This window comes from Flavobacterium fructosi (assembly GCF_042787335.1).
Classification (GTDB): domain Bacteria; phylum Bacteroidota; class Bacteroidia; order Flavobacteriales; family Flavobacteriaceae; genus Flavobacterium; species Flavobacterium fructosi.
Map to the genome: position 1 here is coordinate 217,213 of NZ_JBHZQA010000003.1, position 21,259 is coordinate 238,471.

Annotated in this window: 19 protein-coding genes; 11 read left to right on the plus strand and 8 right to left on the minus strand. The window is 32.4% G+C overall.

Annotated elements, in window-relative coordinates:
• Positions 1-2 precede the first annotated feature (2 nt).
• Positions 3-2,216, minus strand: a complete 2,214-nt coding sequence (locus ACFX5D_RS06250) for an FUSC family protein (RefSeq protein WP_379857374.1) — start codon at positions 2,214-2,216, stop codon at positions 3-5.
• 197 nt (positions 2,217-2,413) lie between these two features.
• Here ACFX5D_RS06250 and def point away from each other — a divergent pair, with 197 nt between their 5' ends.
• From def to mazG, 3 genes are all read left to right on the plus strand, one after another.
• Positions 2,414-3,001, plus strand: a complete 588-nt coding sequence (gene def / locus ACFX5D_RS06255) for a peptide deformylase (protein WP_379850115.1) — start codon at positions 2,414-2,416, stop codon at positions 2,999-3,001.
• A gap of 88 nt (positions 3,002-3,089) precedes the next feature.
• Positions 3,090-3,593 (plus strand): DUF5606 family protein, encoded by a 504-nt coding sequence (locus ACFX5D_RS06260; protein WP_379857375.1) that lies wholly within the window; start codon positions 3,090-3,092, stop codon positions 3,591-3,593.
• An 87-nt stretch (positions 3,594-3,680) separates the two neighbouring features.
• Positions 3,681-4,463 (plus strand): nucleoside triphosphate pyrophosphohydrolase, encoded by a 783-nt coding sequence (gene mazG, locus ACFX5D_RS06265; RefSeq protein ID WP_379857376.1) that lies wholly within the window; start codon positions 3,681-3,683, stop codon positions 4,461-4,463.
• 15 nt (positions 4,464-4,478) lie between these two features.
• Here mazG and ACFX5D_RS06270 read toward each other — a convergent pair whose 3' ends face one another.
• Positions 4,479-5,159 carry a Crp/Fnr family transcriptional regulator gene (locus ACFX5D_RS06270; RefSeq protein ID WP_379857377.1) on the minus strand — a complete coding sequence of 227 codons (681 nt, stop codon included), beginning with the start codon at positions 5,157-5,159 and terminating at the stop codon, positions 4,479-4,481.
• A gap of 112 nt (positions 5,160-5,271) precedes the next feature.
• On the opposite strand from ACFX5D_RS06270, the gene ACFX5D_RS06275 reads away from it, so the two are divergent.
• The 8 genes from ACFX5D_RS06275 to ACFX5D_RS06310 all read left to right on the plus strand — a co-directional run bounded on the left by ACFX5D_RS06275 (position 5,272) and on the right by ACFX5D_RS06310 (position 14,035).
• Positions 5,272-7,677 (plus strand): heavy metal translocating P-type ATPase, encoded by a 2,406-nt coding sequence (locus ACFX5D_RS06275; RefSeq protein WP_379857378.1) that lies wholly within the window; start codon positions 5,272-5,274, stop codon positions 7,675-7,677.
• A 116-nt stretch (positions 7,678-7,793) separates the two neighbouring features.
• Positions 7,794-7,985 carry a cbb3-type cytochrome oxidase assembly protein CcoS gene (gene ccoS, locus ACFX5D_RS06280; RefSeq protein ID WP_073207223.1) on the plus strand — a complete coding sequence of 64 codons (192 nt, stop codon included), beginning with the start codon at positions 7,794-7,796 and terminating at the stop codon, positions 7,983-7,985.
• A gap of 2 nt (positions 7,986-7,987) precedes the next feature.
• A complete protein-coding gene (gene ccoN, locus ACFX5D_RS06285) occupies positions 7,988-10,177 on the plus strand; it encodes a cytochrome-c oxidase, cbb3-type subunit I (protein ID WP_379857379.1) in 2,190 nt (729 codons plus the stop codon).
• A 5-nt stretch (positions 10,178-10,182) separates the two neighbouring features.
• A complete protein-coding gene (locus tag ACFX5D_RS06290; protein ID WP_073207217.1) occupies positions 10,183-10,353 on the plus strand; it encodes a CcoQ/FixQ family Cbb3-type cytochrome c oxidase assembly chaperone in 171 nt (56 codons plus the stop codon).
• Between the two features lie 27 nt (positions 10,354-10,380).
• Complete coding sequence (locus ACFX5D_RS06295; protein ID WP_379857380.1) at positions 10,381-11,271, plus strand: cbb3-type cytochrome c oxidase N-terminal domain-containing protein; 891 nt, start codon at positions 10,381-10,383, stop codon at positions 11,269-11,271.
• A gap of 80 nt (positions 11,272-11,351) precedes the next feature.
• Positions 11,352-12,770 carry a cytochrome c oxidase accessory protein CcoG gene (gene ccoG, locus ACFX5D_RS06300; protein WP_379857381.1) on the plus strand — a complete coding sequence of 473 codons (1,419 nt, stop codon included), beginning with the start codon at positions 11,352-11,354 and terminating at the stop codon, positions 12,768-12,770.
• A 38-nt stretch (positions 12,771-12,808) separates the two neighbouring features.
• A complete protein-coding gene (locus ACFX5D_RS06305; protein ID WP_379857382.1) occupies positions 12,809-13,258 on the plus strand; it encodes a FixH family protein in 450 nt (149 codons plus the stop codon).
• Between the two features lie 75 nt (positions 13,259-13,333).
• Entirely contained in the window at positions 13,334-14,035 is a 702-nt protein-coding gene (locus ACFX5D_RS06310; RefSeq protein WP_379857383.1) for a sulfite exporter TauE/SafE family protein, read from the plus strand.
• Between the two features lie 69 nt (positions 14,036-14,104).
• Here the strand turns inward: ACFX5D_RS06310 and hemN are convergent, their stop codons facing one another.
• The 6 genes from hemN to ACFX5D_RS06340 form a co-directional block, all read right to left on the minus strand.
• Complete coding sequence (hemN, locus tag ACFX5D_RS06315; protein WP_379857384.1) at positions 14,105-15,469, minus strand: oxygen-independent coproporphyrinogen III oxidase; 1,365 nt, start codon at positions 15,467-15,469, stop codon at positions 14,105-14,107.
• 151 nt (positions 15,470-15,620) lie between these two features.
• Positions 15,621-15,902, minus strand: coding sequence for a hypothetical protein (locus ACFX5D_RS06320; protein WP_379857385.1), 282 nt, complete (start codon positions 15,900-15,902; stop codon positions 15,621-15,623).
• Positions 15,903-16,193: 291 nt separating this feature from the next.
• On the minus strand, positions 16,194-16,541 hold the full coding sequence (locus ACFX5D_RS06325) for a hypothetical protein (protein WP_379857386.1): 348 nt from the start codon (positions 16,539-16,541) through the stop codon (positions 16,194-16,196).
• 145 nt (positions 16,542-16,686) lie between these two features.
• Positions 16,687-18,711 carry a DUF349 domain-containing protein gene (locus ACFX5D_RS06330; protein ID WP_379857387.1) on the minus strand — a complete coding sequence of 675 codons (2,025 nt, stop codon included), beginning with the start codon at positions 18,709-18,711 and terminating at the stop codon, positions 16,687-16,689.
• Positions 18,712-19,047: 336 nt separating this feature from the next.
• The gene (locus tag ACFX5D_RS06335; RefSeq protein WP_379857388.1) at positions 19,048-19,797 is read right to left on the minus strand and encodes a shikimate dehydrogenase family protein; all 750 of its coding nucleotides are present in this window, start codon (positions 19,795-19,797) and stop codon (positions 19,048-19,050) included.
• The gene (locus tag ACFX5D_RS06340) at positions 19,797-21,194 is read right to left on the minus strand and encodes a tetratricopeptide repeat protein (RefSeq protein WP_379857389.1); all 1,398 of its coding nucleotides are present in this window, start codon (positions 21,192-21,194) and stop codon (positions 19,797-19,799) included. The genes ACFX5D_RS06335 and ACFX5D_RS06340 overlap by 1 nt, the downstream gene beginning before the upstream one ends.
• Between the last annotated feature and the right edge of the window lie 65 nt (positions 21,195-21,259).

Here is a 21,259-nt window from a genome sequence, read left to right on the forward strand (position 1 = left end):
TTTTAAGTAGCGATTAATTCTTTAGTCGTTTTTACAATATTTTCGGATAAATTAGTTAGCCAGATTAATTGTTCGATTACTAGTTGTGCTTCCTGCATTTTCAAATGGAATGCTTCTTCATCAATTGATATTCCTTCTTTCAATTCTATGGCTCGCATATTTTTTAACTCCGAAAAACGCATGGCTAAATCTTCTTTTGCAAGATTTTCTTTTAGTTCTATATCGTTCTCTTTTAGCAGTGCAATTGCATTATCCAAGTTTTTAATGACGGTATCCACCACCACATTAAATGCCTCGGAAGCTGATGTTGTTTTGTGTGATTGGATATAGGTCCCTAAAGAAGCAGAAGAGGAAAGCAGCGAATGATTAAGAATCGCTAGTTTATATACTTGAGGTAATTGCTTTTGCTTTGATTTAGGCTCCTGCGCCATTCTTTGGAATGACGCCATTAAATTACCAATTTCTATAAAAGCATTTTTTCGAGCTAATCGATAGGAAGTCGAAACGGAACCTTTTTTGTTATAAAATATAGAAATTTCTTTCAAGTAATTTTGATTGGCTTTAATAGATTTTTCCAAATAAATGGGAATGTTTAAAAATTCCCATGAAGGCCACAAAAAATGATTGGCGAGAAAAGCTAAAGTGGCACCTACAATGGTGTCTAAAATTCTATACTGAATCACATCAGTAATATTAGGAGTCAATATTCCGTAAATGAAAACAATATACATCGTCACAAATGTTGCACTGATTTTATAATTTGTTTGCGTAAAGGAGAATCCCAAGAGTATACAAAGGATCGAAAAAATACTGATTGCAATACTATTATGTACCAATGAAAGCACTCCAAATGCAATTAATCCGCCTAAAATAGTACCGAAAATTCGATGAAAAGAACGTTTTTTTGTCAAGCCGTATCCGGGTCGCATGATGACCAGAATAGTCAATAAAATCCAATATACATTGTGAAAAGGCAGTATGTTTCCAATTATAAAACCAATCAGAATTGTTACGGTTAATCGTAGCGAATGTCTGAAAATAGTAGAAGAGAAACTCAGATTTTGAATCAAAGTGCTTAAAGGGTAATATTGTGGCGTCAGAAACTTTTCTAAATCTTTATCTTTTCCTTTAAAGTCGAGTGAATTAATAGCCAAGCTAAAAGCACGTTCAACAATTTTTATTTTTTCAACTTGTTTTTCTGCATATTGAAGCATGGTCGTCAGCATAAAAACACCTTCGGAAGCCGAAGCCTTCCCTAATTTATTTTCGTAATCTGTTATCGCAAGTTCTAATATATTTAAATCGCCTGGCAAAGTGTGTTTAGAAACATATTTAGTTTTATTTTGAATGCTTTTGGATAATTGCTTTAAACTGGCGGCAAGATTGTATGCTAGGCTTTGATAAGTAAATAGCACTTTTGGATGGTCATCAAATTTTTGATGTAATTTATCGTGGTCAAATGAAGTAGATAATGCGAGTTCCAGAATTTCTGTCAATGAAATAAAAACGATAAGCATTTTTCGGTTTTGATTCGAAGAACCGGAAGTAGTATGAGTGCTAATAAGCACTTCTCGAATGTTTTGTCGAATCGTATTCAGTTCTACCTGAAGATGTAATTGTTTTTCTATAATCGCTTTTTTATCAGCATTGATAGTCCATAAATCGCCTCTTAATTTCAGGTATTTAGCCGTGAGTTTAATACATTCAGCAATTTGTAATTCGATATATCGGTGAGGTCTGATGTAGTGAAAAATAAGCGAAATAAGGAGATAAAATAAACCGCCAACAAGAATTAAACCGGAATATCGGAGCATTTCCGCGCCAGTGTGTAAGTGTGCAAATGCAAGTGAAACTGTAAGTAATGCGGAGAAGGAAACCATGGTGGCTCTTTGTCCATAGACTGAAATCATTGATAATAAAAAAATTAAAACGGCTAAAAAGGGATAAAAAACCAAAGAATAGGGATGTATAATATTCACTATTAGGTTGACACCCGCTACAAGAAATGCAGTGAAGAGAATACCGTTAATTTTATGTTTTAGATTACTTGGGATATCACTTGGATAGGTGAAAAAAGCCCCAAGAGCTATCGTAAATCCGATTTCAAAATTACCAAAAAAAGAAAAAAGCAAAACAGGAATAACTGCTGCTATTGTTACTTTTAAAGCATTGGTAAAATAAGTACTGTCGGTGAATTTTCGGATTTCGTAGATCATACAATTGGATTGTTCGCAAAGGTAGGAATTGTACGATTTATATAAAGAATATTTAAGTGCGTTTTAACTTAAATTCTAAAAAAGCACTAATAATCATTGGAGGATTATTCATTGTCTATTTTTTTACTATTTTTGCAAACTGAATTAAAAGTAAATTGATTTCAGACTTACAGTAGATAATACTTAATACAACACTAATGATTTTACCAATTATAGGATACGGTGATCCAGTTTTAAGAAAAGTAGGAGAGGTTCTTTCACAAGATCATCCTAATTTGAAGGAAACAATTGCTAATATGTATGAGACCATGTATAATGCTTATGGAGTTGGACTTGCTGCACCACAAGTAGGATTGGCAGTTCGTTTATTTGTAATCGATACAACGCCTTTTAGCGAGGATGAAGATCTCGAAGATGCGGAACAAAAAGAACTTAAAGGATTCAAAAAAACTTTTATCAACGCAAAAATGATAAAAGAAGAAGGTGAAGAATGGAGTTTCAACGAAGGTTGCTTGAGTATTCCTGATGTTCGGGAGGATGTATTTCGCAATCCAACAATAACGATCGAGTATTGTGAAGAGGATTTTGTAATGAAAACCGAAGTTTTTGATGGTTTAATCGCCAGAGTAATCCAACACGAATACGACCATATTGAAGGCGTTTTATTTACCGATAAAATTTCATCACTTAAAAAGCGTTTGATTCAAAAGAAACTAAAAAATATCTTGGAAGGAAAAACATTTCAAGATTACCGAATGAAATTTTTCGCCAAAAAAGGCAGGTAATTTAATACTATTCTTTAATATTGGTATGGTTTTAGTTGAATAATGAAAAGTAAAAATAAATTGAATTCTTAATAATAATTAGAAAAACATGACTTTAGAAAAAATATTAGCCATTGCTGGGAAACCAGGTTTATATGTATTAAAAGTACAAACACGTACAGGATTTGTTGCAGAATCATTATTAGACGGAAAAAAAATCACAGTAAATTTAAAAAGTAATGTGAGTTTATTGTCTGAGATTTCAATTTATACGCATGAAGGGGAAAAATCATTAGCTGAAATCATGCAAAAAATTGCTGATAAAGAAAACAAAGGTCCAGCGATTTCTCATAAAGAAGACAATGCTAAACTAACGGCTTATTTCAAAGAAATTTTACCTGATTATGATGAAGAAAGAGTATATCCATCGGATATTAAGAAAGTTTTAAACTGGTATAATATGCTTCAAGCAAAAGGATTGGTTACTGATGAAGTAGCAGATACTGTTGTTACGGAAGAAACACCAGATAAAGTAGAAGTTGCTGCAGTAGCAGAAGAAGCTTCTGTTACAGAAGCGAAAGCTCCTGCAAAAAAAGCTCCAGTAAAAAAATAGCAGATTATATTTTAATAAATTATATTTAATCCTGTTAAGATGATTTCTTAGCAGGATTTTTTTATTTTTACAAAAACCAATTGCGTAATGAATTCAAGAAAAACTCAGCTTCAGGCTTTCGAAAGACTATTAGACATCATGGACGATTTGCGAGAGAAGTGTCCTTGGGATAAAAAGCAAACCATGCAAACTCTACGTCATCTTACCATAGAAGAAACGTACGAGTTGGGTGATGCCATTTTAGACAATGACTTAAGTGAAGTAAAGAAAGAATTAGGTGATTTGTTATTGCATATTGTTTTTTATGCTAAAATTGGAAGTGAAACAAATGATTTTGATGTGGCCGATGTTTGCAATGAAATTTGTGATAAACTGATTCATCGTCATCCACATATTTACAGTGATGTTGTTGTTAAAGATGAAGAGGAGGTCAAACAAAACTGGGAAAAACTCAAACTTAAGGAAGGTAAAAAATCAGTTTTAGAAGGAGTTCCTAAAAGTTTGCCTGCATTGGTAAAAGCAAGCCGAATTCAAGATAAAGTAAAAGGTGTTGGATTTGATTGGGAAGAGTCACATCAGGTTTGGGACAAAGTGCAAGAAGAACTAGGGGAACTGCAAGTTGAGGTTGAAGCGGGTGACCAGGACAAAATTGAAGCTGAATTTGGTGATGTTTTGTTTTCGATGATAAATTATGCAAGATTTCTTAATGTAAATCCGGAAGACGCTTTGGAACGAACCAATAAAAAATTTATCAAACGTTTTCAATATCTGGAAAGTAAAGCGGGAGAATTAGGAAAACCATTAATGGACATGACCCTTGCTGAAATGGATGTTTTTTGGGAAGAAGCGAAGCGGCTTCCTAATAAATAGGGAGTTATTTGATAGCTATTCAGCCAATTTTTTTAGTTTACTGATGTCTTTCAAAAGAATTTTTTTGCCTGTTAATTCAATCAAACCTAATTTTTTGAAATCAGATAACAAACGAATACAACTTTCGGTAGCAGTGCCAATCATACTGGCTAATTCATCTCTTGAAAGTTGGATTTTTAATGTATTGTCTTCATTTTTTCCAAAAGTATCGTGCAAATAAAGTAGCGTTTCCGCTAATCTTTCTTTTACTGTTTTTTGGGCCAAATTGACCATCTGATCATCTGCGTCTTTCAGATCTCCGCAAATTGTTTTCATCACATTCATCGAAAACTGATTGTTCTTGTCAAAGAAACCCATCACTTCACTTTTTGGAATAAAACAAACCTCCATATCTTCTAGAGCAACTGCACTTAAATTCACGGGTTCTTCACTAATCATCGAGCGTTGTCCTAATAATTCTCCCTTTGTAACCAGTTTAATGATGTGGTCTTTACCGTTTGGACTCAATTTGGTTAGTTTACACACACCATCTTTTATGCAATAAATTCCATTTACATTTTCACCTTCTTCAAAAATAACTTCACCCTTTTTTATAATATGAGATGTTTTACAATCAGAAAGATGTACTAATTCGTTTTTCGAAAGTGCCTTCAATGAGCTGAATTCTCTAACAATACATTGTTCACATTTACTCATGATAAAAAGGGGATTTAATAACTTAACAAATTTAGGAATTTATATGACAAATGTCATATTTTTTACTTAATCTATTTACAACTTTTGTAGTAGGTAAAATGAGCAAAGAATTATGGACAGACAAAACTGTTTCCATTGTGGTTTGAATATTATAAAAGCGGAAGAAATTATTTTTGATAAAAAGGAATTTTGTTGCAATGGTTGTAAGACCGTTTACGAAATTTTCAGTCTTAATGATATGACTTGCTATTATGATTTTGAAAAATCACCTGGAGCAACACCCCAAGACATTAATGGTAAATATGATTTTTTAGACAATGAAAGTATCGTGTCAAAACTTTTGGAATTTCAAGAGAATTCAACCGCTATTATTTCACTTAATATTCCACATATACATTGTAGCTCGTGTATTTGGATTTTGGAAAATTTACAACGTCTTCAAAAAGGAATAAGTACTTCTCAGGTCAATTTTCCTGAAAAGACCGTGCGAATCACTTACAATCCAGAAACGGTTTCAATAAAGACGATTGTTTATTTATTAAGTTCCATTGGATACGAACCTTATATTAGTTTAGAAAACTATGAAACTGGTAAAAACGATGTAGATAGAAGTTTGACTTATAAACTTGGTGTTGCATTTTTTTGTTTCGGAAATATCATGTTGCTTTCATTTCCTGAATATTTCGAAGTTAAAGAATTCTGGCTGGATCAGTACCGCGGTTTTTTCCGTTGGTTGATTTTTGTTTTGTCGTTACCAAGTTTCTTCTATTCGGCTAGTGGTTATTATGTTTCGGCTTATAAAAGTATCAAATCTAAAATGCTCAATATCGATATCCCAATCGCTTTGGGAATTGTTGTAATGTTTGTGCGAAGTACGGTTGATATCGTGATGGATTACGGTTCTGGTTTTTTTGACAGCCTTTGTGGTCTTATTTTCTTTATGCTTCTTGGCAAAATGTTTCAGATTAAAACCTATAGTTTTTTAAGTTTCGAAAGAGATTTTAAATCCTATTTTCCAATAGCCATTACCAAAATCAATTCAAATGCTTCAGAAGAAAGTGTTCCAATTTATGAAGTTGAAAAAGGTGACCGATTATTGATCAGAAACCAAGAACTAATTCCTGTTGACGGTATTTTAATTTCAGAAAAAGCGGAGATTGATTATAGTTTTGTCACTGGGGAAGCAATTCCCATTACCAAACATTCTGGTGATAAAGTATTTGCAGGAGGAAAACAAATGGGTAAAGTGATAGAAATGGAAGTATTACATTCCGTTTCACAAAGCTACCTGACACAGTTATGGAGTAATGATGTTTTTCAAAAAAATGTCGAGCAAAAGTACAAAACGATAACAGATAGAATTTCTCGATATTTTACTCCTATTCTTTTATTAATTGCCTTTTCAGGTTTTGGATATTGGATTTTTATAGATACTAGTATCGCTTTCAATGTGTTTACGGCGGTACTGATTGTTGCTTGTCCTTGTGCATTGGCATTAACCGCTCCATTTACTTTTGGAAATGTATTGCGAATTTTAGGAAAACAGAAATTTTATCTCAAGAATGCTTTGGTTATTGAGCAATTGGCGAAAGTTGATACTATTGTTTTCGATAAAACGGGAACAATTACCACCAATAAAAAATCGAATATATCTTATGAAGGAGTTATTCTTTCTGATGAAAATTTGGTGTTGATTAAAAATGTACTTCGGGCTTCAAATCATCCGTTGAGCAGAATGTTATATGATTATTTATCGGTTGTAATCTTGCAAAACAAATCGGCAGAGGAAACTAAAAAATTAAAAGTTGATGCTTTTGAAGAAATTATAGGAAAAGGGATTCGCGCACAAATTTTTGGATACCAAATTCAAATTGGTTCTGCTTCATTTGTAGAAAAATCTGAAGATAATAGCATTCAGCAAACGTCGGTTCATATTAAGATTAACGGAATTTATTACGGAAAATATATTTTTAATAATCAATATAGAGAAGGATTAGAGACGCTTTTTAAGAATTTAAACAACAAGTATCGAATAAAGGTTTTGTCTGGCGATAATGAAGGAGAAAGGTCAACGTTAGTAAAACTTTTGCCGAAAGGCACGGAATTAATTTTTAATCAAAAACCAGAACAAAAATTAGAATTTATCAAAAATTTACAAGAACAAGGTAAAAATGTGATGATGGTAGGCGATGGATTGAATGATGCGGGAGCTTTGGCACAAAGTAATGTTGGGATTTCTATTTCTGAGAATGTAAATGTCTTCTCACCGGCTTGTGATGCTATTTTGGATGCCAATGAGTTTCCAAAATTGGATTATTTTTTAAAACTGTCTAAGAATTCTATCACAACAATTAAAATGAGTTTCATCTTGTCATTATTATATAATGTCGTTGGATTATCATTTGCCATTACAGGGAATTTATTGCCTTTGGTTGCAGCTATTATTATGCCGTTAAGTACAGTAACCATAGTCAGTTTTGTGACGGTTATGAGTAATTATTATGCAAGTAAAAAATAGGATCTTATAACTTTTATATTTTGATTTCACATAATTTTAACATAATTCAATATATATGACAAATGTCATATTTTACTAGAGAACGTCAGAGTAACTTTGTTAACACAAATTAAGGTATGAGTGTCATTTATTTATTAATCTCCATCAGTATAGTAGTTGCTATAGGCTTTTTTATTGCTTTTATAAGAGCAGTAAAAACAGGTCAATATGATGACGATTATACGCCATCAGTCAGAATGCTTTTTGACGATGAGCTAAAAATTGAGAGCCCTAAACCAATACAAACAATAGAAGAAAAACAAATTTAATTATGGAAATGCAGCAGTTTTATTATGATAACAAAATTGTAAAGAAATTCATTTACGCTACTATCCTTTTTGGTGTAGTAGGAATGTTGGTCGGTCTTACGTTGGCGATCATGTTCCTTTTTCCAAACCTAACTGACGGAATTTCGTGGTTAAGTTATGGTAGATTGAGACCTTTACATACTAACGCAGTTATTTTTGCCTTTGTAGGAAATGCTTTTTTTGCGGGAATGTATTATTCGATGCAACGATTGCTTAAGGCAAGAATGTTCAGTGACCTTTTAAGTAATATTCATTTTTGGGGTTGGCAGTTGATTATTGTTGCCGCAGCGATTTCTTTACCATTAGGTTTTAGTACATCAAAAGAGTATGCCGAATTAGAATGGCCAATTGATATTGCAATTACCCTAATATGGGTAGTGATGGGTATCAACATGATTGGAACTTTAATAAAAAGAAGAGAGCGACATTTGTATGTTGCCATCTGGTTTTATTTAGCAACATTCGTAACTATAGCCGTTCTGCATATTTTCAACAGTTTAGAATTGCCTGTTTCTGCAATGAAAAGTTATTCTGTTTATGCAGGAGTTCAAGATGCTTTAGTGCAATGGTGGTACGGACATAATGCGGTTGCATTTTTCTTAACCACGCCCTTTTTAGGATTGATGTATTATTTTGTTCCAAAAGCAGCGAATCGCCCGGTATATTCTTATAGATTATCAATTGTTCACTTTTGGTCCTTAATTTTTATTTATATCTGGGCAGGACCACACCATTTATTATATTCTGCCTTGCCTAACTGGGCGCAAAATTTAGGTGTTGCTTTTTCAATAATGTTGATCGCACCATCTTGGGGTGGAATGATAAACGGACTATTAACTTTGAGAGGAGTTTGGGATAAAGTACGAGTAGATCCAGTTTTAAAATTCTTCGTAGTAGCAATAACAGGTTACGGAATGGCCACTTTTGAAGGTCCAATGCTATCTCTGAAAAATGTAAATGCTATCGCGCATTACACGGATTGGATTATTGCTCACGTTCACGTAGGTGCATTAGCTTGGAATGGATTTATGGCTTTTGGTATGATTTACTGGTTGATTCCAAGAATGACTAAAAGCACTTTGTACTCTCTTAAACTGGCTAACTTTCACTTCTGGATTGGTACTTTAGGGATTATTTTATATACAATTCCAATGTATGTTGCCGGGTTTTTACAAGCTTCAATGTGGAAACAATTTAACCCAGATGGAACTTTAACTTATGGTAACTTTTTGGAAACAGTGACTCAAATCATGCCAATGTATTGGATGAGAGCTATTGGTGGTTCACTTTATTTAATAGGAATGTTGACATTGGTATATAACATTGTTCAAACATTAAGAAAAGGTTCTGCAATTGAAGACGAATTAGCGGAAGCTCCGGCATTATTGAAAATTAGTTCTGGACGAGTTCAAGGAGAAAAATTTCACCCTTGGTTAGAAAGAAAACCTATTCAATTAACCATTTTGGCTACTGTTGCCATCTTAATTGGTGGTATTATTCAGATTGTACCTACCATTATGGTAAAATCGAATATTCCTACGATTGCTAGTGTGAAACCGTATTCTCCTCTAGAATTAGAAGGACGTGATTTATATATTCGTGAAGGATGTGTGGGTTGTCACTCGCAATCGGTTCGTCCTTTCCGTAGTGAAGTAGAACGATATGGTCCACAAGCTAAAGCAGGAGAATTTGTTTATGACCACCCATTTCTTTGGGGATCAAAACGTACTGGTCCGGATTTACAAAGAATAGGAGGGAAATACAATGACAATTGGCATTTTAATCACTTTTGGAACCCTCAAAGTATATCTGCAGGTTCTATTATGCCAGGTTACAAATGGTTGTTTGATAACAAACCAATGGATATTTCTTTGACGCAAAAGAAAATGGAAGCTATGGTTATTCTTGGAGTTCCTTACACGGCGCTTCAAGTTGCAAATGGGGTTAAGGATCTAAGAACACAAGCACTAAAAATTGAAGAAAGCTTAAAAAATGATCCTGATTTTGTAAAAAGTTATAATGATAGTAAGAAAAAGGCAGAAGCAAGAGGGGAAAAATTTGTTCCAATGAATGAAAGAGAAATTATCGCTTTGATTGCTTACATACAAAGACTTGGAACAGATATTAAAGTAAAAGATATAGCTAAAAAATAAAAATCATGTTTGAACAAATAAAGCATAATATGGAAACAATCGAGGGAGTTGCTACTTATCCAATTCTTTCGTTATTAATTTTCTTCATTTTCTTTGTAGGACTCGGTTTTTGGGTTCTAACATATAAAAAAGAAAAAATCAATGAAATGAGCCAAATGCCATTGAACGACAATTAAAAAGTACAATTTTTTAAAATTTAGAAAATGAAAAAATTAATTCCAGCATATGTTAGAGTCCCTGTTATTTTCTTTGCTGTCTTTGCAGCAATGGAATATTTTATAGACTCCGGAGACAGACCTGCTTTCTTAAAATTCCCAATGGTTTCTGTCTTTTTATTCGTGTTTCTTTTCCTATTGATCGCAATAGAAATAACATTGAGCGCTGTTGATAATATTACGTATCATCTTTTGACAGAAGACCAGAAAGACAAACTTAATGAAGTAAATAGTATAAGTTTCAAAGATACCGAATGGTATAAAAAACTGATGAAAAGTATTACTAAATCAGAACCAATAGAAAATGAAGGCTTACTATTGTTAGATCATGATTACGACGGTATCAAAGAATTAGATAATAATTTACCTCCATGGTGGGTGTATTTATTTTATGCAGGTATTTTTTTTGGGGTAGTTTATATGGTGCGTTATGAACTATTAGGTGCTGATAACCAAGAAACTGAACTTAAAAAAGAATTGACTCAAGCCAAAATTGAAGTAGCGGAATATATGAAAACTGCTCCTGATATGATGGATGAAAAAACGGTGACTTTGTTAACGGAACCGACTGATTTAGCGGCGGGAAAAGAAATCTTCACTACCAATTGTGCTGCATGTCACAGAGCAGACGCCGGAGGTCAAATTGGTCCAAATCTAACGGATGATAATTGGATTTTGGGAGGAGGAATTAAAAACTTATTCCATACAATTACAAATGGTGGCCGTGATGGAAAAGGAATGATTGCATGGAAAGGAACGTTGAAGCCAAAAGAAATGCAAAAAGTAGCCAGTTATATTTTGTCTCTAAAAGGAAGTAATCCTAAAGATCCAAAAGCCCCGGATGGTGAGATTTGGGTAGATGAAACTGCTTCAAAATAAATAATAAATTAATCTCAAAATGCCATCGTCACCGTCTAAATAACTTTGTCTTTGAGATTAAATATTTAAATAAAAATAAAATGTCAAAATTACCAGACGAAGCTTTTAGAGATACCATCGGAACAATTGATAAAGAAGGAAATCGAAAATTTATTTTCCCTAAAAAACCTTCAGGTAAATTTTATGAGTATCGAAAGTGGGTCAGTTACTTTTTGTTGATTATACTTGTTGCGAATCCCTTTATTAAGATTAATGGGAATCAGTTCATGATGTTCAATATTTTGGAACGAAGATTTAATATTTTTGGATTTCCATTTTGGCCACAAGATTTCTATCTCTTTGTTCTTTTTATGATTGTTGGCGTTGTTTTCGTCATCCTTTTTACCGTTATTTTTGGACGCATATTTTGTGGGTGGATTTGTCCGCAAACCATATTTCTGGAAATGGTTTTCCGCAGAATTGAATACTGGATAGAAGGGGATCGTGGTGCACAGATTCGTTTAGAAAAACAGAAGTGGAATGCAGAGAAAATAAGAAAGAAAGCCTTAAAATGGACTTTGTTTTTAATAATTTCTTTTTTTATCGCCAATGTTTTTCTGGCCTATCTTATTAGTAGTGATACGTTGTTTTTAATGATTGAAGAAGGACCTGCAAATCATGTAAGTACTTTAGTTTCATTGTTAATTTTTACAGGAGTTTTCTATTTTATTTTTGCATGGTTTCGAGAACAGGTTTGTATTATTGCTTGCCCTTACGGAAGATTACAAGGAGTTTTATTAGATGACAAATCTATTAATGTTGCCTATGATTTTGTTCGCGGTGAAAAAGAAGTGGGCAGAGCTAAATTCAATAAACAAGAAGATAGAGCTGTATCAGGAAAAGGGGATTGTATCGACTGTAAACAATGTGTAAATGTCTGTCCCACAGGAATTGACATTCGAAATGGAGTTCAGCTGGAATGTGTGAATTGTACCGCGTGTATTGATGAATGTGATACTATTATGGATAGTGTCGGACTACCAAAAGGGTTAATCCGTTACGCTTCTGAAGATGAAATTGAGAAGAAAACCAAGTTCAAATTCACGGCAAGAATGAAAGGTTATTCGGCTATATTACTTATTTTGACTGGGATTTTGATAGGATTGTTGTTTTTGAGAACAGATGTAGAAGCAAGCATTTTACGTTTGCCAGGCCAATTATTCCAACACAAAGGCGACAACATCAGCAATATTTATACTTTTAAGATTATCAATAAAACCAATGATGATTTTAATGATATTCATTTTAAATTAGTTGATATTAAAGGAACTTTGAAAGTAGTTGGAAAACAAGATATAAAAGTGCCAAAGCAAGGTATGAACGGAGGAACTTTATTTATTGAAATCAATCAGAATTTATTAGATAGTGATAAGACCAAATTAAAAATTGAAGTTTTCAACGGGAACCATAAAATTGAGACTAGTACAACTAGTTTCTTAAGCCCGAGAAGCTTTGATTAAAATGAGCGTTTTGCGCTTTAAATATAAAAACATAAGACATGAAAATTAATTGGGGAACAGGAATTGTAATTGCATTTGCATTATTTATGACCTTCATTTTATACTTTGTTTTCAAAGTTCAGTCGGATTCAAAATATGATAATGAGTTGGTTGTAGAAGAGTATTACAAACATGATGTTCATTTTGGAGATGAAATGGTCCGAATTCAACACGCACATGATTTGGCTCAAAAGCCAATAATTACAAATACTCCGGAAGGAATCAGCATTGTTTTTCCAGATGTGTTTATTCCAAAAAAAATAAAAGGAAATGTGTCCCTGTATAGACCGTCTAACAAAAAATTAGATTTTGAAGTGTCAATTTCATTATTTAATTCTACTTTGCTCATACCTAAAAAAAGTCTGGTAGGCGGTCGATGGGACATTAATATGGAATGGCAATATGAGGGAAAGTCGTATTTGACCAAAGAAACAGTATATATCAATTAGTCTTAAAATCGAAAGGTGATAAATTCTTTTTTTTGACTTTAAATCCTTTTGACTTTAGCACATTATTCTAAAACAATGCTTTATACAGCTTTTATCTTCGGTTTAATCAGTAGTTTGCACTGCATAGGAATGTGTGGTCCAATTGCTATGATGTTACCTGTGGATAGAAACAATCCCGTAAAAAAAGCATCTCAAATTTTCACTTATCATTTAGGAAGGATATCGGCTTATGCGACCATTGGTTTGGTTTTTGGATTATTAGGCAAAGGTTTTTTTCTAGCGGGTTTGCAACAAAAATTATCTATATTCATTGGAATTGCAATGATTTTAGTAATTTTAATACCAGAGAGAGCTTTTGCAAAATACAATTTTTCGAAACCTGTTTTTAATTTGATTTCCAAAATTAAAACAAAGCTGGGAAGTCAGTTTAAAAACAAAAGTTACAAATCACTATTTACAATAGGTTTACTGAATGGTTTTTTGCCTTGCGGAATGGTTTATGTTGCTTTGTTTGGTGCTATAGCGATGCAAAGTGCTGGTTTTGGTGTTTTGTATATGGTTTTATTTGGATTAGGTACCGTTCCATTGATGAGCAGTGTAGTTTATTTAAATTCTTTTTTAACGATTCCCATCCGAAATAAAATTCAAAAAGCAATACCATATGTTACCGTTATAATTGGTATATTATTTATTTTAAGGGGGCTAGGGTTAGGTATTCCTTATGTTTCTCCATCAAATATGAGTTTGTTTGTACAGCAAAACCCGGATTGTCATTAAGGTTAAATTCGTTGCATCTTAAACAAGAAAAACACGCTTTATGCGTGTTTTTCTTGTTTTTATTCATGCTTAAATTGTCATGGAGAACAGTTCAGTTTCTGGAGCTTTTCGTTTTAAGCGCAGGTCAAATGCCATACAAATATTTCTTACGTAGGGTTTTCCTGCATCAGTAACCTGAATCATATTTTCTTTAATGATCACAAGTCCGTCTTTTTCCATTTCTTTTAACTGAATTAAAACTTCGGGAATCTCTTCAAAATATGTTTCAGAATTCCCCCAAGTAGTTTCAAACTGGCACATTAAATTCAAAATGTGTTTTCTAATGATCAGATCTTCATCTGTTAGTAAATGCCCTCTGTACACGGGTAATTTACCCCATTCTAAAATCTGGTAGTAATCTTCCAGATTCTTTACATTTTGCGCAAAACTAAGCCAACTGTCACTGATGGAAGAAACCCCCAAGCCAATCATTAATTGAGTTTTTGAGGAGCTGTATCCCATGAAATTACGGTGTAGTTTGGCACTTTTAAAGGCTTTATTTAAACTGTCAGTATCAAGTGCAAAATGATCCATTCCTATTTCATTATAGCTATTTTCGTATAATAATTTTTTGCCTGTTTCATAAAGCAATCTCTTTTTATCATCTTTAGGAATGTCCTCATCATTAAAGCCTCGTTGTCCGTTACCTTTTATCCAAGGAACATGGGCATAACTATAAAATGCTAGTCTGTCTGGCTGTAATGATTTAGTTTTTTCAATGGTATCGATAATGTCTTCAACTTCCTGAAATGGCAGTCCAAAAATAATATCATGACCAATCGACGTATAGCCAATTTCTCTTGCCCAAAAGGTTACTTTCGCCACATTGTGAAATGGCTGTTCTCTATGAATCGCTTTTTGCACTTTTTCGGAGTAATCCTGGACACCAAAACTTACTCTTCTGAAGCCTAAATCATAGAGTTTTTGTAAATGTTCATGAGTTGTATTATTAGGGTGGCCTTCAAAACTAAACTCATAATCAGAAGCTTTAGTAGCATGACTTAAAATACCATTAATTAAATCTTCTAAATTCTTTGGAGAAAAAAAAGTAGGTGTTCCTCCGCCCAGATGTATTTCCTTTATTGTCGGTTTTTCATCAAGAATTTTACAATAGATTGTCCATTCTTTTATAACTGCTTCTATATATGGATTTTCTACTTTGTGATTTTTTGTGATACGTTTATTGCAACCACAAAAGGTACACAAGCTTTCGCAAAAAGGCAAGTGAATATATAGGCTTATCCCTTCTGAAGTATTGCTGGCTTTAAATGATTTTTTTAAAGTTTCCGTCCAAATTTCATTTGAAAAATCAGTTTCTTCCCAGTAAGGAACAGTAGGATAGCTAGTATATCTAGGGCCTGGAACATTGTACTTTTGAATTAGAGAATTTTTCATGGGAACGACATTTATCATCTATCAAAAGTAATGCTACTACTAATTATTTAAAATGATATTTATCATATTAAAAAGCGGTAGTATAAAAAAAGATGCGATATTGTGAGCCTCTTTCGCTGGATAATAATTGATATTAACTGGAAATGCAATCCTAAATAATTTTTCTCCATTGTTTTGCTAGTTGATGATCTTCATATAAGCAAACTTGATTGATTGGTTCATTTTCAATCGTATAAAATTGAATTAATTCCTTCTTTTTAGATTCTATATATTCAAATTCAAATTCGATTTTTACAATGGTATCCGAATTGTTTTCGGTTGTAAGTACTATTTTACAGGAATTGGTATCGTTTAAATTTGCAAAATAAACGAAATCTTTCTCGGAGTTAAAATACATAAAAAGAAAGCCTTTATTCTTTTCGTCTAAAGCCAATACTTTTTTATTTTAGGATATCGTTGATTCAAAATTTAAACGATCATTCTGACTGTATTTTTTCTTTATCGCTTTGATTTTTTTCTTATTTAGAACGTTTGATCGAAATGCAAAGTAAAGAGGAATTCCAATTAAGATTAATATTATCAAGCCTATTATATTTACGGATGTATCCATTTTTTTATTTTTTAAGTTATTTGTATAGAATGAAAAGACGAACTGCATTCCAAATGGAATCAATTCTAAATTGAAGATTATTTAATCTTCTAATTGAGGAATCAGTGTGTCAAATCACCAAAAATAATGGAAAGGAAAGAGTAAGAGTGAGACCTTTTCGCATCGGTTGATGTCTTGGTTCAGGAATGTATTAAAGAGGTTTAAAACTTTAAAATCAGGAATAGCAACCAGGAAATTTTCAAACCATTTAGCAATTCCAGTAGTTGTGGTTTTACTATTTAATGCAAACGTAATAAGTGCTTGAGGTTGAATAAAAATCGAAGAATGAATTCTGTCATCAGAAAAAGTTGAACTGGATTTTTCTGATTGGATGGTATCAATACGATTTTCATCTGCATTAAATACAACTAAAAAAACTATTGAAAATCCAATAAGAACGACTATTTTCCGAATCCAATTCATTTTGTAAATTTAGAATATGTGTTCAACTTTATATCATTTTTCATAATAAATGAAAGTAAAAATTTAATCTTTTGAAATGTATTGACAAAAAAAACCTCGAAATAGAATATAAATCGAGGCTAATTTTTTTAACTTTTTTGGAATTTTATTCTTGTTTCAAATTTCTGATTTGTTTCAGTTTTTCTTTCCAAACATCTAAAGTCTCTTTATGCAGTGCAATGTTTTTACGAACTTCTAAAACAATTGAATTTTCTTTTTTAGCATTTCGGGTATTGGTAAAAAACTGAATATTATTTTCCAATTGAAAAATTTCATTCTTAACTTCCTCAATTTTACGCATTAAGAAAATCTTTTCATTATCTAATTTTCTCGTATCGTTACTTTCTGATAAATGATCCATTCTATTAGAGAAACGAAGCATTTCTGTATCTTTTTTACTCAAACTTAATTTTTCAAAAAGTGCATCCAAGATTTTATTGAATTTTCCTTCTATATGTCTTCTAGGAAAAGGAACTTTCCCGTAGTTTTTCCAGGTTTCGATATGTAATTTGATAGCATCCAAATCCGTTTTATGGTCTCCGGTCAATTCATATTCGCGCAATTTTTCTAAGTAGGCTTTCTTATTATTGAAAGCTTCAACTTCTTCAACGTTTTCCTCGTTTTTTTGCTCTTTTAGTTTTTCAAAATAGTGATTACATGCATCTTTAAAGTCTTTCCAGATTTTGTCAGAATATTTTCTAGGAACATGTCCTATTTGTTTCCACTCTTCTTGAATTTGCTTCATGATAGGCGTAGTCGTATTAAAGTCTAGGCTTTCTTGTAATTCTTTAGCTTTGTCAACAAGAGCTGTTTTTTTGCTTAAATTGTCATTTTGATCTTTCTTAATATCTTTGTAAAAAGCATTTTTGAAAGTATTAAAATTTCTGACTGCAGTTTTAAAACTCGACCAGGTTTGCTCATTTACTTCAGAAGGTACTTTTCCCGCAGAGAAAAAATCATTACGCAATGCCTCTACTTTTTCAATTTGAGCGAGCCATTGCGAATGAGCATTTACTTTTTCGGTTGCTAAAACTTCAATTTTAGATATAATTTCTTTTTTCTTCTCTAAATTCTCAGCTTCGGTTCCTCTTAATTTTTCAAAAAGAACTTCGCGTTTATCGTGCATTTTTTTTGTTAGGTCACTAAACTTATTCCAAATTTCATCACGATGTTCTCTAGAAACCGGACCGATATCTTCTTTCCATATTCTATGCAAATCTTGTAATTCGCGAAAAGCCTTATTTACATCCGCTTCATGTACCAATTCTTCAACTCTAAGAATGATTTTTTGCTTTTGCTCTAGATTATGTTTGAAATCTAAATCGCGCGCTTCTCTGTCAAGATGTAAATAATCGTAAAAATTTTCTACATGAAAATGAAAATTATTCCAAACGTGATTATACTTGTCTTTTGGAATTGATCCTGCATTTTTCCATCTTTCTCTTAAATCATTAAAATGTTTTAAGGTGTCTTTGATGTTTTCTTGAGGGTTAATTAACTCTTTTAATTCCTCAACAATTGCTAAACGATTTTCTAAATTAGTTTTTAGATTCGTTTGTAAACTTTTGAAATGAGTATTTTTTGCATCTCTGAAGATCGAGTAGTATTTATCAAAATTACTTTTTAGTGGAGAGTGATATTGAAATTCTTCACTTGGATCCTTATTTTCGGCAAGAAACTCTTCTTTTTTCTCTTCTAATAGATGGTTGTATTTTGCTAAGAATGATTTTTTAATTTCTTCAATATGATCTTTAGCAGACAGCACTTTTTCATTGCTTACCAGATTTTTCAATTCATCTACCAGTGATTCTAAAGAAAGTTTATCATAATCTTGCATAGGAATGTCATGACGATCTTTGAGCGTCTCGTCCTCACTTTCTTCTGCGTTTGTATCAGCAATGGCGTTTAATGCCGTTTGGTTATCACTTTCTGAAGCAGCATCATTAGTTGGTAATTCTTCGGCTGAAGGAATTACAACATTATTTTCTGCAGGCGCATCAATTGGTTCAGCTACGGGTTTCGTCTCCAATACTTCTGTTTCGGATTGATTTGATTCCGCTGAATCTTGTGCTAAATTTCCATCTGTCTCATTTTCTTTATGGGACAGGTTATCATTCATTTCTTCTAACATTTTTTCAATGTATAAGGTTTTTATTTTTTTTCGAGTGCGAAAGATAGTGAAAGCAGTACTAATTTACAAAATAAATCCTTTGATTACCAATTAATTTTGTTGAAAATCATTGATTTAAATTCGTTATGAATTATATGAAATAATAATTTTTCAGGCAATTTTTTTGATTTTTCAGTAAAGGAGTTTTTATTAGATGGGAGAAAAAGTAGCCTAATTAAATTGTGAATGATTTGATATTAATAAAAAAACTACAACTTTTCTTGGTTGTAGTTTTAGGATATTATTTATTGGTTCTTAAATTAAATTTTAAGAGAAACTGATTAATAGGATTTAATATTATTTATTCCAGATTGCCCATGCTTTTTCTGCTTGAAAAATTAGCATATCCAAACCATTTTTTATTTGTGCTCCGTGGGCTTTCGCTTTTTTAAGAAATTGCGTTTCCTCTGGATTATATATCAAGTCAAAAGCAATATGTTTCTCCGTAAAGTATTCGTATGGAATTGCTGGAAACGCATCAATATTAGGGCTTGTGCCTACAGGAGTCGAATTGATAATTAATTGGTAATTATCAAATGTAGTGGCATTAATTCTATTATAGTCAATTACATTTTCCTTTGCTTCTCTTGATACAAAAGTGTAAAATATACCCAATTCATCTAATGCATATGCCACCCCTTTTGAAGCGCCTCCTGTTCCTAAAATCAAAGCTTTTTTATGATGTGGTCGCAACAAGGGCGCCAACGATTTTTTGAAACCATAATAATCGGTATTGTAGCCTTTCAGTTTTCCTTTTTTGGTAATTTTTATCGTATTTACAGCACCAATCGATTCGGCTTTTTTTGAAAGTTTATCTAAAAAAGGAATTACTGTTTCTTTATATGGAATTGTAACATTTAAACCTTTTAGGTCAGGTGTATTTTTTATAATATCATTAAACGCCGTTATTTCGGGAATGTCAAAATTCTCATACGTACAACCTTCAAAGTTTTCGCTATTGAATTTATCTGTAAAATATCCTTTCGAAAAGGAATAATGAATATTTCTTCCCAGCAAACCAAAACGTTTTCTTACTACTTCAATCATTACAATTTTTTATGTTTTGTGATATAATTTTGCACCGTTTTTCTGGTCCAAACCACTGGAAATAAATCTTCAATAATAATATAATTTTCAAAGTTTAATCTCATGGCGTTGCTCAAGTGAAATTTCGCTTTTGTATTGTCCTGAATCATAAAGTATAGTCCAGCCAAACGATATTCAATTTCATTTTCTTCCGGAAAATATTCGGAAGCTTGTAATAAGGTTTGTATTGCGCTTTCGAATTCACCCAAAAACTTAAGGATGTCAACCCAAAATAACCAAGTGTCTAGTTGATAATCACCAAATTCCACCGCTTTTCTATAACCAAATTCTGCTTCCTCATAGAAATTCAACTGTTTGTTGATAGAAGCAAAACGCTTCCAGTATAATCTATTTTGATTGTCAATGGCTAATGCTTTGTTAACATAAAAGAGTGCTTTCTGGTAGTTTTTTTGGCGAACATAAAAATCAGTAATAGCAATCCAACCTTTGTCTAAAAGGGGATCTTCATGAACTGTTTTGTTAAAATATTTTAATGCTAACGCCTTGTTACCTAATTTCTCATGACATTTTCCTATTCGAAGTAAAGCATAGGAAGTGGCATCGTCTAATTCGATGGTTCTTTCATAACTTTCAATTGCTTCGGCATATTTTTTTAATCGTTCGTGTGCTTTGGCTTTTTCCATGAATGCACCAAGGAATTCATCATCAATTAAGGTAGCATAATCAAAAGCACGTATTGCATTTTCATACTCTTTTACCCCATAATGCAAACGGCCCAATTGATGCCAAGCAATTTCGCTGTATGGATTTTTGTCAATATATTTATTCAAATACGTTATCGCTTCTTGATTTTGATCTAAAAATTCAAAGCAATACACAACATTATACAATGCGGATTGATCATCAAAATCTTCCTCAAGGCATTTAATAAAACTTTCTTTGGCCAATTCTAGATTGTCCATAAAAAGATATTCCATGCCTATTAAGTTATAAACATCGGCGTAATCATCAGTGAATTTTAAAGCAATTTTCAATTGCTCAACTGCTTTTTCGTGTTGGTCTCTTTTAGAGCAAATATTTGCTTTTTGAATATAAATTTCTTCGTTGGTCGGCTCGATGGCATACAACTCATTCAATAGCTTTTCCGCTATTTCAAGTTTGTCATCGTAAACAAGCATTTCTACCTGAACTAACTTTAGTCCTGTAGATTTTGGGTGTTGATCCAATGCTAGTTTTAGTGCTTTTTTTGCCAAGGCGGCCTTACCCATATCGATGTAATGAAGAATAATTTCTTCAAATTCTTCGGAGTCAAAAAAGAGAACTTTGTTGGTTTTCAACATGGACTCAAATTTGGACAGGGATAAGTTATAGTCTTCTTCTTCGTTGCTTAATTGCATACTGTTTGTTTTTAATTTGGCCTAAATAAATTTAGGTAATCGTACTTTTAATGTGAGGGAAAGTT